The 13,962-nt window shown below is 37.2% G+C and carries 9 protein-coding genes; all 9 read right to left on the bottom strand.

Annotated features, from left to right (window positions below):
• A partial coding sequence (locus HX004_RS02835) for a PoNe immunity protein domain-containing protein (protein WP_286440807.1) occupies positions 1-542 on the bottom strand: 542 nt, incomplete at its 3' end.
• Complete coding sequence (locus HX004_RS02830; protein WP_286440806.1) at positions 539-862, bottom strand: hypothetical protein; 324 nt, start codon at positions 860-862, stop codon at positions 539-541. The genes HX004_RS02830 and HX004_RS02835, both read right to left, overlap by 4 nt.
• A 79-nt stretch (positions 863-941) precedes the next feature.
• Positions 942-1,814: a leucine-rich repeat domain-containing protein gene (locus tag HX004_RS02825; RefSeq protein WP_286440805.1), complete on the bottom strand. Its 873-nt coding sequence runs from the start codon at positions 1,812-1,814 to the stop codon at positions 942-944.
• Between the two features lie 20 nt (positions 1,815-1,834).
• A complete protein-coding gene (locus tag HX004_RS02820) occupies positions 1,835-3,382 on the bottom strand; it encodes a hypothetical protein (protein ID WP_286440804.1) in 1,548 nt (515 codons plus the stop codon).
• Positions 3,383-3,461: 79 nt separating this feature from the next.
• Complete coding sequence (locus HX004_RS02815) at positions 3,462-7,037, bottom strand: OmpH family outer membrane protein (protein ID WP_286440803.1); 3,576 nt, start codon at positions 7,035-7,037, stop codon at positions 3,462-3,464.
• A gap of 320 nt (positions 7,038-7,357) precedes the next feature.
• Complete coding sequence (locus tag HX004_RS02810; protein WP_286440802.1) at positions 7,358-8,416, bottom strand: hypothetical protein; 1,059 nt, start codon at positions 8,414-8,416, stop codon at positions 7,358-7,360.
• 2 nt (positions 8,417-8,418) lie between these two features.
• A complete protein-coding gene (locus HX004_RS02805; RefSeq protein ID WP_286440801.1) occupies positions 8,419-9,498 on the bottom strand; it encodes a hypothetical protein in 1,080 nt (359 codons plus the stop codon).
• Between the two features lies 1 nt (position 9,499).
• A complete protein-coding gene (locus HX004_RS02800) occupies positions 9,500-11,278 on the bottom strand; it encodes an HSP90 family protein (RefSeq protein ID WP_286440800.1) in 1,779 nt (592 codons plus the stop codon).
• Positions 11,278-13,791 carry an SEL1-like repeat protein gene (locus HX004_RS02795; RefSeq protein ID WP_286440799.1) on the bottom strand — a complete coding sequence of 838 codons (2,514 nt, stop codon included), beginning with the start codon at positions 13,789-13,791 and terminating at the stop codon, positions 11,278-11,280. Before HX004_RS02795 ends, HX004_RS02800 begins: the two co-directional genes overlap by 1 nt.
• Positions 13,792-13,962: the final 171 nt, after the last annotated feature.

The following is a 13,962-nucleotide window of genomic DNA, read 5'->3' as shown; positions in this document are numbered from 1 at the left end:
TACCAAGGGGCATCGCGATGCCCTTGATACCACTTTTTATTTAAGTAGGTTTTTATAAAGCTAATACTTTTATCTTGCCCCTTTACTAATCCATCCAAATGAGCATACGGACTTTTTTGGATATAAGAGGATCCTTGCATGGTATGAGGCAATCGATAATTCACTAATGTTTTGAGCAATTCATCTTGAGCACCGCCTCGCTGAATAACTGCTACAATACGTTTAAAATTGGCATCATCCACCTCACACAAAATACCCAAACTCAGCATCCATACCATCTGATCATACATCGCATAACTCTTCGCAAAACCTTCCCAATGAAAACCATCTTCAAAGGCTGTGATAGCATTTATTAAACTTGCTGTTACTAGTGTTTTATTGGCTTCGGAGGAATAGAGAGCGATTGTTTTATCTAATTGGGCAGAGAACAGCATTCTTTTTAATTTAACAATAGTATCACTTGGAAGATTTTCTTTCACATCTTCCTTAAGCAAGGGGATTACTGTTTCACATTCTTGTATAAATTTTAATATATCACTCATATCATTTGTATATTAGTCTTAACAACTTTTGCATTTTTATCTAATGTTTGTATAATCATAGGGTTATTTTCAGACACTCCTATAAGTACGCGTTCATAACCCAATTTTTGAATTTCTCTCGATTTCACAAAACCAAATTCTAAATCTAAATTAAAATCAATCCAGACATCCTGCATTTGACTACCACCACTCGATGTAACTTTTCTATTTAATTTGGGTTTCCACCAAGAAAATCCTTTTGTATTCATTTTTACTTCTGCAATGATGTATTTAGGAGGTGGAGAAGAGAATTCATAAACTGCATCAATTCCTTTAGACACAATTTCCAATATAAAGGGGGCAAATTGTCATTTGCCCCTACTTACTACCAATGAAAAATACGATAAAGACACAGTAGAGTTAATGATACGAAGACCATCCTCTTTGACCTTCTCGAATCTCTTTTTCTGGATACATTTTTGTGTACTTCTTATCTAAACTACCAAAAAAAATGGGAACATGTTCAGCCGGTGTTGTATCATAATCATTAATCATTGTAGTGCCTAATGTATAAAGTTGACGAAGCTTTGGCATTTGCCGTACAAACTGGATAGAAGCCAAATTTTTGCAGTCCATTAGTTGTAAAACCTCAAGTTCACCTAATTGACCGATAGGACTACAATCTTGCAATTTCCAAGCAATATCAATTTCTAAAAACTTTAATTTTTGAAGAGATCCAATCGCTGTAAGATCAACTAAACTACGTACACCGCCTAAAGACAGTCGTTTTAAATGAATAAGTTTCTCTATGCCGTTTAACGATTTTATACTAGCCGTTTTGAAACTTAATGCTGTGAGACTCTTTAAAGACGCAAGACTAGACAGATCTTTTTCCTTAAAACCTGAAATACTTAATTGTTCTAAACTAGTGGCCAATGCTTCCATATTACTTATTTTCTTTTTAGTATAAACACTCAAATCCAACTGTCTAAGTGTCTTTGGCAATCTAGCACAATCTAAAACAAAATCGGAATCTCTATACAAAGGAACAGCTACTCCTTCTAACTTTGGAAAATCATAAATAAAATTATTATCTACTCCAAATTGATGTCCAACATCCAAGTGTGTTATATGATTAAATATCTGGACAAAACGTTGAATAAACGATTCATCAAATGCTCCAGACAACCGAACTACATATTTGTTTTGCAAAAAATCGGGATCTATGCTATCCAAATTTGAATCTGGCTTAATCATCAAATAAGGGGCGTGTTTAAAACCTGATAAATACATAATTTTCTATTTTTATAATATTAAAATTCAGTTGGCAAATTATACTTTTTTGCAATTTCTAACGCTTTTTCTAAAAATACTTTTTCCCCCTCTTTTGTATTTAGTGCAAACCTTCCTCCAACAGGGTTTACTTTATTCAATAAATATCCCATATTACCATTATTTGATATACTTCCTTTATACTTTTCAATAATCACAAATTGTTCATAAATTTCACGTTCAAATTTGGTTGAACCAGGCATCTTATATATTATAGGAGGATTTTCTAAAATCGTGTGTTTTAATTTTCCTTTAGGTTTAAAATGACTTGATATTCGCTTAAATACACTTTTTGATTGGCCTACGTATCCATTGATCTCATCTAAATTTTTAACCATTAAATCATAAACTCCTTCTGCCTTTTTTGTAGCTTTTCTAGCGCGTTTTACCCCTGTAGCAATACTTCCAAAAACAGGTATCATTGAAGCAAAACTTAATGCTGCATCCGCATAATCACCTCTTGCCAAAGAGATGATACCATTTAGACAATCTGCTACTTCACCTACTACTGGAATTAACCCAATGATGTCTAATGCTGTTTGTGTGGCATCTGCCCATTTTTCCCAATCTATAGGTTTACCACCATGTTGTTCTGCATCGTATTCATTTACAGTTTCCCATTCTAGCGGTTTTGACGTAGCCCAAATTGCTTTAGTTCCTAATTCTACATCATTCCTTTGAAAAGCAGTAGGAACAATTAATTCTGAGAAATCAACATCTGGGAAAGCTTCTCTTGCTTCAGATAGTGTACCTTCAAAGGTACCCAAAGCATTCTTAAAATAAAAGACTTCTTTATCTCTCGAAGCAACTTCTTGTTTAAACTGAGTAACAATTATGGTTCCTCTATTCGTAACGGTCGCAGCTGTATTATACTTAGTTTGTGCAATTCTTTCTCCTACATTAACAAGTTCATGTCTAACTTGCATTAGTGTAGTCCCATCTTCATTTACCTTTACAATATTTGTTCCTATTTGTTGATCCTTTATCTCTTGTTCGTTATAGTCTTCCATTCCTATAGTTTTTAATATAAAATTCATCATATTCTGATGCGAGAGTCCATCTTTAAAAAAAGATTGAAAAGCACTAATTGTTGTTTTAAAACCTTTTTTTTCAACTATTTCTAAATCAAATTGTCTCTCTATTAATCTTTTTTTAAATTTATTTCCAAATCTAAAAAAGACACTTACATCATTATTTTCAGTTACTTCTATAAAAGTGCAAATTTCATTAGATTGAACTTCAACTTTATTTTTTTTATCTCCTGCTTCAACGCCTCTTGGATAAGTATAACTAATCAATGAAAATGTTTCTTTTTCATTCGTTAGATTATGTGATTCTCTTCGAGCTTTACTAATATTCGTCAATAAATCTGCACCATCAAAGAAATCTAATGCTGTAAGTCTATATCCTATAATTTTAGGCAAAAATGTATCTGAAAAATCTAATGGATAGTATATACTCCAATTTAAATTAAATCCCTTTTGGGGTTGGCAATTATTGGTTATTTCTTTAAATTTTTCTTCTGTCATTTTTCTTCTATTTTTTGTTCGAAAACAGTTTTCACTAAATGCTATATTGAACAATTAGTGAAAACTTTAAAAAATTCAATTATAACTCAGGTTCAGGCCCTGTATCCCCGCCAATTAAATTATCATTGAGTACAAATGCATCACTACAAGGCACTTGAGATGGATCTTCAAAATCTGCTGTGTCATCACAGTTACACGGTAAGGCTTTTTCTACTTCTAAACCAGCGCTTTTCGCTTGTAAGATGGTCAGTGAAGTTGGAATACGCGTAATCCACGCTTTCCCTTCTTTTACGGTTTCTGCTTGACGTACCTCATCAATCAACGACAGATACAGCTCATCGCCAATAACGGGTATTTCACCGCCATTCCATATTTTTCCTGTACTCATATACAACTGTACGGCCTCCTCAAAACCTGGACGAACCGTTGCCACAACACGAGCCATACCCGATTGCATAAAACTTCTGAAAATAGGATCATCACTTTCATCATAAGTGTATAAATCTGCCCAGTGGCCTTTGTCTCCCCAATAGAAGGGATAGAAATTATACGAAATGGCCTCCCACTCAAAGGCTTGTTCCATGAATTTAGCTAAACTTGCGTAAGCTTCCATTTCTTTATTCTGTTGAATCGCAAAATCAGCCATTGTATCACCACTCGTAAAGCTTTTTCCCATAGCGTTGAAACGGGTCAAATAAGCGATGCAGTTTTTACGCAACACTGTATTTTCAATTTGACGATAAAACCCAGGATTGGTGCGTTTGATTTCTACAGCTTTATTCTGTTCTGTGGCTAATTGCTCATTATACGCTTTTAAGGCTAAATTATAAGCTTCCATAATGGCTTGGAAACACTCTTGTTGCCATTTTCTATTCGCCTCTGGAGTTAACGTACACTTTATCTTCATTGCTACTGACAAAGCCCCCACATTTGCACCTGCTAATGCGATACCCAATTTATTACGCACTCCATATAATTCTTCCGTAAAATATCGATCTGCTATTCCAACTGGACCTTGATGAGCTTCATAGGTCTTCCCGATTCCAATCCAATAATTTCCAATACCCAATCCTCCATGGGTAAACCAGTTCAATGTATCAGGAGCTAAACTAAAATGGAATACTCCTGTTACAGACATCGCTTGATATTCTTCTGGAATTTCAAATTCATAACTGTGGGCGCCCGCATACTTTTTCGATTGCATAAAGTGTCCATTTTCCCCTTGCTCACCAAACGAAGCTGATATTGTAATTGTATCATCTTTTTTAACGGGAATATCTGCATTAAACTGTGCGGCCCAATAGAGCGCTTTTGATTCTGTGATTTGATCCGCCGTTACAATGGGGTAAGGAGATTCTTTTCTAGGATCTAGAGGTTTTTCAATAGTTAAGGCTGGTGATTTTACTTCATCTTTCATTGCCAAAACATGTAAACGGGCAGGCTCTGGAATCATAAATTCAAACATCATGCGTTTACCATAGTTATACACCTGGTTTTTATACAACTTATCCACCCAACGATATACCCCAACCACGTGTTTATCTCCTTTGCGGTTATCAAAGCCATGTTTATTGTTCTCTTCAAACTCCTCCACCATCTTCTGCATACGCTCGCGTTTAATGCGATTGACCACGCGATCTTGTGCCTGAAAGGTTAGCTCTTTGGCTTCAGTTACGGAGCGACGTATACTCTCCTCTTGAGCAGTATTACTTGCTTGGGCTACTCCTCCATCAATTTGATAATTAGTCCCTCGATATTGTGCATTTATATAGCCATTCGTGCTTTTATTTTTCTGTAATAAGGAATCAATTTCGCTCTGCATTTCATAGCGATCCGTGGTAATCGTATCCGTAAATGCTTCGATTTCTTGTTCTGTCGTTTCAGTTGTCGTATCTTCTGTTCTTCTCAAACGACGAGTCGATTTTTCACGATATTCCCTCGCCATGATATTCTCAATATTCGAAACCTCTCCTTCGATATAACAATGCACGGTTTGTTCTACTTTTTTATAATCTGCGATTCCCAATAAACGCACACCAAATTTTTTGGGATAATAAGGTGGAGGAGTTATTGTACTTGTATTACAATTCCCTTCTAATATACCAGACAAACATACTTGAGCTGCAATATCGATTACAGGCATACGTTTAACGCAACCATTCGTAAATAGAATTTCCAAGGCCATTGTTGATTTAGTGCGATCCGTTGAATCTGATGCAGGATACCCTTCAACATTATACAACGTAATCTGATTACCCCTTCGCTCTATATGAGAATTATCCAATAAATAGGTACTCGCCAACTTATCTTGAGCAATGGACACATTGATGGTTGAAATCTGCCAAGAAGAATTAGGCACCTTGAAAAATATAGTTGCCGTACGCTGTAGATTCACTATTTTTCCAGAAATACCATATTCAAACACCTGATTGTTAATTTCAGTATTAACAGGAAACATAATTCCCCCAATACTTTTCATTCGTTGAGAGCTATCTATACTCTCCGTTAATAGCGCTTGATTTTGTCGTCCACTTGCTTGTACAAAAGAGGACAAATTGTCAAATGTGCCAATGGTTTGAAGGAGGCGATCTGGATTTGTTGTTTCTTCTTTTACATTTCTTCGCCCTATAGGAGTTGTATGCTTCTCTTGATATCCAATACTTTGCAAAAGCGTTTGGTAGCTAATAGGATCTAATTTTTCTTGGAGTTCTTTGATAGATAATTCTGCTCTAAATTTAAAATCGAACTTAGGTACAATAGGTGCAGGAATAGTGGGTGGTTGTTGACAGGGATCCTCTGGGTTGTACTCTCTTTTCTCTGAAACAACTGTACTACAATAACTCTTACGCGCTTCCTCTACTGCTGCAAAATACTTCTCATAGATAGGGGAAACTTCTTTATTATAAGCATCTTGAGCTTCCTCATACGCTTGTTGATATTCTTTTCGATACTCATCTGCTAAAATAGCTAAGTCTTGTTTCAGAATTGTTAATTGTTCCTCTTGTAATTTGACCTTTGAAATATTTATTTTTTGCGTCATTAAACGATTAGGCACAACAATTTGAGGCTTCTCTGTTGCCACTTTAGGTTGAATTTTATCATCCTCAATCATCTCCTCGTTAAAAAGTAAAGCAGGTAATACAAAACTTGCCTTGGCTCTTTCTTCTAGTGTTGCATCGGTTGCTTTAAGTTTGAGCTGCTCAACTAAAGCATTTGCTTTTAGAATCTCAATCATTTGATCATTGAGAACCAGATCTTCTTGTACCGTAGACTGATAAAAAATATTGTTCCACAGTTTACCTTGTTGTTTGGCGTCAATAGCTTTGATGCCTTCTGCTTTCTTGCTGATTTCCTCAACAGTAGCTGTTGTTTTGTTTTGCGCTAACCAGGTAGAAAAAGGTTGAATAGTCGCAAACTCTTCTTGTAATGCTTTTGTTGTAGGGATGACTTCTTTAAAACTGGTTGCCGCTTTGAGCATGGTTTCATATTTAGTTGCATCTACTGGGCGTTTTTGTATGGCTTCATAAAAAACCCCTTGTCCTGCTATAGTACCTGGAACTTGAACAAATCGATGAACAAGGTCTGATGAATCTGGAATTTGAACGCTTCGCAAACTGACGAAACGAAATAACGTATTTGAAATAGCGTCACTCATACTTATAATATATTGGTTAATCTTCACAAATTAAACATTATCCTTAACTTTTAACCTAATTTTTTATAACAAAAATCAACTATTTTACCAAAATTACATTATTCAAAAATATTAATTCCCCAGCTATAGAAAAAAAACAATAAAAACATAAACAACACATAATCTTGGATAAAAAGTTATTTTATCAAAGAGTAGATTTTCTAAACTATTCAACTATTTCTAAGAAAAGAACAACAACCACAAAAAAAAGGGAAGCCTATACTGCTTCCCTTTTAACTTACTTTACTCGTACAAGTGAAAAAATCACTTTCTTTCTCTTTTTACAACGCTGCGATTTCCGTTGTATAATTGGTATTTTGATTACGCGCATCAAAACGCTCCGCAAATGCTGTTGCTTGCTGTTTGAAGTGCGTATATAAATCGTCTAAATTGTAAAACCCACTTTCTTTGTAGTACGGCAATTGAGGAGAAAGTTGCAAGGCTCTATTCCCTCCTTGTTTCATGATTGGCAACATATAACGAGCGAAGTTATAACGGTGAATATCCTCTGCCTCGATGTCCCAAGTGGCAATACGCTCAAAGAAAGACCACGTTTCGGGGTGGTTGATGGCATTCATATAGGACATCAACAAGCCCATGGAATAGCCTACTGAACTGTCGTATTGATCGTGTGCCTCATATTCTTCAATCGCTTTGTTGAAGTACTTCTCTGCTCCTGCAGCATCTCCTGCTAGCCAAGAATAGTACGTCAAACTACAAAACGTTTGGAAAGGCATGGAATAACACGTCAATTTCTTGTGAATTAAATCTTGTGCTTTGACAATGGCTTCTTCCAATTTTCCTTGGAATAACAACAATTCCACTTCTGTATCCAATTCACAAGCTGGACAATTCGACATATCATCGACTAATTCACTATTGGCAGCATCGATATAGGTTTTCGCCAAATCGTAATCGCGCAAGTGAAACGCCAATCCGGTTAACACATTGTAATACGCACGTGTACTGTAGCCGTTTTTCACCAACCTGCGTTTGAGGTCTTCTCCAATTTTTTCAATTTCATCCAACGGGATTAACGCACTGCGGTAAGCTGAACAATACATCCATTTGTATTCCCATAAGAATTCTGATTCGTCAAAGTAATCTTCATTGGCATCGCTAGTGTGTAAGATCCAGGCAAAAGCGGGGAAACTCTCATTGCAACGAGAGGTATTGCGCTCTTGGCGAATTAAGTCCAAACGCAAATCAAATCCCCAATCAATATCATTGTGCTGATCGGCTAATTGTATGGCCTCTTTCAACGCGACAATCTTGTCTTCTAAACTCTTCAAACCCTCCACCTTAAGCAGGATCTTTTGAATTTCTAAATTGTAATTCATAGCTATTTTTTTCTTTTATTTTCTTCTTCCATTCGCTTGATTTCCTCTTGTGCAGCTGTATTTCCATTGCGCAAATCAAAGCGCTTCGCCCAGTCATACGCACTAATTTTATAGGCCTCTGACAAGGCTTTGAGCTCATAATATCCATCTTCTTGATAGAAGGAAACCGAAGGCGATAAGGTTAATTGTTTTTTCTCTTCTTGGTCTAAGACAAACATCATATGACGACTCAACATCAATTGTAAGTCGTCTTCTGCATCTATGTCCCAACCTGCAATAATTTCGTAATACTGCCAAAGGGATTCATCGCCTAACAGGTGTAAAGCGTAAATCAAACGCGTCAATCCGTAGAGCAAAGAGCTGTTCACTTCGGGCAATTGGCTAAACTCTTCTTTGGCTTTCTCTAAATATATTGCAGCGCGATCATCTCCATAGCGCACCATAAAATACCCCATGGAAACATAGGTTTCAAAAGGCAGAGAGAAATCGCGTATCTTTTTGTACTCCATTTGATGCATCAAGGCAATAGCCTCGTCAAAATGTCCCAAACGAGAGGCGCTTTCAATTTCATTGTCATACGCCATCGCTTCTCCACAGATATCATCTAGGGCTTCTTCTCTTGCTTTGGCTACATAGGTTCCTCCGAGTTCATAATCTCCTAAATGTTGGGCAAAACCCGCCATGGTATAATAATAACTTCGTTTAGAAAACTTAAAATGATCTAATTTCTGTTCTAAATCTGCCGCTATTGCATGTACTTGTTCCAAGGGAATATTCACATTGCCATAAGCGGAACAGATCATCCATTCGTATTCTTCTAAAAACTCCGATTCCGACAACTGATCGGGATGCAAGCGCGCTTGCTCCAACAGCCAAGCGAAAGCCAATGGACTCTCAATACAAGAGGATGAACAGCGTTCTTCGCGTATCAACATGATGCGCAAATCAATGGCCCAACTCAAATCTGCATGTTTATCTGCCAAGTATATCGCTTGTTTCAACTGAGCAATACAGTGTTTAGAATCTGTGTATTCTTCTTGAATCTGCAACAGAATTTTTTGTATTTCTAACCGATGTAGCATCTTAGATTTCGGGTAAAAAGTTAGTCATCCCCAAGATTACAAATTGATAAAGGGCATGATTGAAAATGTCCATTTCTTGTTTGTTGATGGTATAACCACCCAACATCAACGCCTGTACATACAACACGTGTATCAAGGCTTCAAAAAGTTCGGGATCTTTAATCACCAATAACTTAGAAACCAAGTCGTTTTGTTGATTGAAACACAGGGTTGGCAAAACTTCTTCTTGCTTTTTAAAGTGCCCCAGGGCTGCTGAAAAAGGATTGGCACTCTGGGCTAAGTTTTGCATGCTTTTGTTGCTCAATGCTTCTTCATTGGCAATGTAAATCGCCGTAGTATCTTGAGGTTCAAATCGCTTCACCTCTACTTTACAATATTGTGCTTTTAATATTTTATTGGCTTTCTCAATGAAAATAGCCAGGCGATCGTCAGTTGTAGAGGCTTCTTCAAAACTATTTAAAACATCGTTGGGCTTGATTAAATCAATCGCCAATTCTGGATTACTCGCTTTGATCTTCTGAATCAAATCTGCCTCATAGCTATACGCCGCATTGATGACCAATTTCTTTTGAGAACCTGCAATGCGTCGAATTTGTCTAAAATCATCCAAAGAAGGGGTATAGAAAATCGAACCATAACTCGTTCTAATATCTCTAAACAACAACGTCCCTTGATTAGTTTCAAAAGGCAAATAATCTTCAAATAACTTGAGGATTTCATTGTCTGAAGCCGCTAAGGATTTAATATACAAATGGTGAATGGAGATAATCTGTTCCAACTTCTCTAGATTTGACACAGACAACAGTTTTAAATAATCTTTAAAACAAGTGGTCAATTCTTTTTTTGCCTCCACTAAGAGGGCGTTGTTCATCAGAGATTCACGCGAAGCTGTTGGTTGCAGACTATTGGAGTTCATAATACAACGCACAAAAGACGTCCATTCTGGTAAGAGATTGGTCGCTTGATCGCAGAGATACATGCGCTTCAAGAAAATCTTGTGTTCTTTAGCCGTCGTCATATTGACTTTGTTGGGAATCACATAGGCCATTCCCTGAATATCTCCTGCTTCAGAGGCAATGGGAAATACGTCTAAAAATCTCGTTTTAAAGATCTCTTTTCCATAGGCTAATAAATCTTCTTTTGACGCTTTGGGATTCATCCAAATCGGTTTTCCATCCGATACGATTTCTTCCTCTCCCTTTTCGATAAACTTAATTTCAATAGGCAAGGCACTTCCGTAGAATAATACGTTTTGCTTTACCTCTTCTCTTTTGAACAGCGTTCTCCAGTTCTTTTTGGCTTGTAAAATCACGCGTGTTCCCACTTCTGGTAACAACTCGATCATTTCCACCTCATAGGTTCCATCTGCACGTCCGATCCAACGCACCGACTCCTCTTTGTACAAGGAACGAGATTCTACCACGATTTCTTCAGACACCACCAAACAAGAAAGCAAACCAATACCAAAACGACCAATAAGGTCTTTTTCGGCTAATTCTCCTCGTTTTGAACTTTGTCCAATCACAGACAAGAATTGGTGCATATCCTCTAGGGTTAAGCCCACGCCATTGTCTTGAAAAATCAACTGATCCTTATCAAAAAACAGGGTTATTTTACCCTGAAATGTTTCATCAATTCCCTTTCTAACGGTAACGGCATCTACGCCATTTTGCAGTAATTCGCGAATGAAAACCGTTGGTGAGCTGTAAATATGCTCACTCAACAGTTCTATCATTCCCTTCATATTCACTTGGAATTGATAATTCTTTTTATTGTCCATTATCTTCTTCTTTTTCTTGGGCCACCGATAATTTTCTGTGCATCTTCGTTTCCATTTTCCGCAGCTTGTTGATACCAATGCAAAGCCAATTCATCGTTTTGCTCTACACCTTCTCCTTTTAAATAACAATTTCCCAATTCATATTGAGCTGAATCATAGCCTGCATTCGCTGCTTTTTCAAGGTAAGCAATTCCCTCTACGGATTCTTGAGGTACTCCCTCTCCTTTCACTAACATAATGCCCACATAAGAAGAAGCTTCTAAGTGACCGCGATCTGCAACAGTTCTCAAATAATACAGGGCTTCTACATAATCTTTTTCTGTTCCGATGGCGTAGTAATAACACAGCCCTAAACGGAAATACGCGGCATCATATCCTCTTTCTACAGCCATTTTATAGAAGTGGAAGGCTTTCTTATCATCGCGTTCCACACCAATAGCGAATTGGTAACAAATTCCCAATCCTTCTGAAATATAGCCCAATTGTTCGGCTGCCTCATAGTAAGGGAAAGCTAAATCATACGGTTGCTCTTCGTCATACCCATATAAATAAAAATCACCTAAAGTCAACATGGCTAGAGCTGAACCATTTTCATTGGCTTTCTCCAACCAGTATCGCGCTAGTTCTAAATCTTTTTCTAAACCATAAGCATAGAGGTAATACGTACCTAGTTTATATTGGGCATAGCTGAATCCAATTTCAGCTGCTGCTGTCATATACTCCACTGCTTTTTCAGGATTTTCTTCTATTCCCGCTACTCCTTCTTCATAGGCTAAGGCTAAATCAACATTGGCATCGTTATAGCCGTATTCCAACGCTTTTTCGAACAATTCAAAAGCTAAGGTGCGATTTTCTTCTCCTCCTATTCCGTAGCGGTTGCAACGAGCAAATTGGTATATTCCCTCTGCTAAATCTGCATTCGCCGCGATTTCAAAATAGGCTCTTGCTTTTTCAGTATCTACTTCTCCTACTAATCCATCTTCATATAAATACCCCAAGCGAACCGCCGCAAAAGGATAGTTATTTTCTAAAGCTTCTTGATAGTATTGTTCTGCTTGCTCTGGATTGGCTTCTAATCCATATCCTCTTTCCAATAGCATAGCCAATTCAACTTTACAGTAGTTTGAATTGTATAGTTCCACTCCTTTTTCGTAAAACCCAATGGCTTTATCTAAATCTGGATTTTCGTGGTAACGGTAGTATCTTCCGGCATATTCAATTCCCAATCCATTGTTGCGTTCTGCTGCAATTTCATAGAATTCAATGCATTTATCAAACTCTTCTTCTGTACCAAATTCACCCACTTGGTATCCATATCCCAAGCGATAAGGCGCATAGTCATCTCCTAATTCCATCGCCTGAAGTAAAAGTGCTTGTGCCTCTTCTACATTGCGTTCTATTTCTTGATGTTCTAATAAAGCCACTGCTTTTTCATTCATGGCACGGGTAGATTTTGCGTCAATCGCACGATCTAAATACGCCATGGCTTTGTCGATATTTTTGTACTCGCTGTGGTATAAATATAAGATTGCTAATTCCAATAGGGCTTCATTTGAGCAATATAACACTGCTTTTTCAAGTGTTTGAATCGCTTTTTCGAATTGAGGTTCACTTTGGTCTGCAGGATATAAATAGTAATATCCCATCACAAAACCAGCATAGGCGATTCCGTGTTCAAAGCCCATTTGCAAATAAGGAACTCCTTGTTCAATTTCATATCCCAGAGGAGCAAAACGCGTATTGCAAATCATCAACCCCATCATATAGTTGCAATAGCCACTGTTGTGCTTGATTCCGTCTAAGAAAGTTTCAGCTGCCTTTTCATCTTCCCCTTCACGCAAATAGTAATCCGCTAATACATAGAGTCCTCGTTTCTCTACGTGAATCAAATCGTGATATTTGTCTAAAACGGCTTTTCCTTCTTCAGCTGATTCGCAAGCGCGAAACTCGATATTTAAAGCAAATAGAGGAGCTACGCGATTATCCGGGGCATAAGAGGACTGAATTAACGCCAAACCTTCCTCTTGATTTTGTTCAAATCCAAGACTTCCGTAATAGGTATTATAACCAATGAAGGCTTGTGCCGTGTTATCTCCTGCTTCATACCCTTGTTTCAGGTAAGCGGTTGCCTTTTCATCATCTTTAAATCCAAAGCGTGCATTCATATACAATTCGTGCATGAATGTATAGGCTTTGGCATATCCTCTATCGATAAATAATTGATTGAGCAACACCACATCGTCAAACCACAAAGCATAGTCTTTATCGTTTAAATAGAAGCTACTGCGTTCGCGGTTGGATTCTTCGTTAATTTGTTCGTATAACTGTTGGAATATCTCTCCTTCTTTCCCTATTTGTAGGGCCAACATACAAAGCGCATGTGCTTTAAACCAACGGATAGGATCTGCATAATCATCTGCGTTAAAATACAGTTGTGCAGCATCACTTAAACTCTCTTGCCCATTGGCAAACTCACTAACATAGCTTAAGTATTTTACATTAAACTCGCCCATAATTTTTTCTTTTTCTAATAAAACAATTTTTCTACTTTGTTGATTAATCCATCAACAACAAATTTATGAAACACCCGCGACATAATTTGTTAATTCTAGAAAAGTGTTCAATCTCTAAAGAAAAATCCCCATTTTCAGGGAACGTTAGGTAACCTTATTGCGTAACGAAAT

It is taken from the genome of Myroides sp. 1354, assembly GCF_030324495.1.
In the GTDB taxonomy this organism is placed as follows: Bacteria; Bacteroidota; Bacteroidia; order Flavobacteriales; family Flavobacteriaceae; genus Flavobacterium.
Note: the sequence above shows the minus strand (reverse complement) of the source record. Positions and strands in the feature narration are given on the sequence as shown.

Bases quoted from the DNA above. Each gene is read 5' to 3' on its own strand.
- HX004_RS02815 (WP_286440803.1), bottom strand. From the start codon at position 7,037: ATGAGTGACGCTATTTCAAATACGTTATTTCGTTTCGTCAGTTTGCGA.
- HX004_RS02820 (WP_286440804.1), bottom strand. From the start codon at position 3,382: ATGACAGAAGAAAAATTTAAAGAAATAACCAATAATTGCCAACCCCAA.
- HX004_RS02795 (WP_286440799.1), bottom strand. From the start codon at position 13,791: ATGGGCGAGTTTAATGTAAAATACTTAAGCTATGTTAGTGAGTTTGCC.
- HX004_RS02800 (WP_286440800.1), bottom strand. From the start codon at position 11,278: ATGGACAATAAAAAGAATTATCAATTCCAAGTGAATATGAAGGGAATG.
- HX004_RS02810 (WP_286440802.1), bottom strand. From the start codon at position 8,416: ATGAATTACAATTTAGAAATTCAAAAGATCCTGCTTAAGGTGGAGGGT.
- HX004_RS02825 (WP_286440805.1), bottom strand. From the start codon at position 1,814: ATGTATTTATCAGGTTTTAAACACGCCCCTTATTTGATGATTAAGCCA.
- HX004_RS02805 (WP_286440801.1), bottom strand. From the start codon at position 9,498: ATGCTACATCGGTTAGAAATACAAAAAATTCTGTTGCAGATTCAAGAA.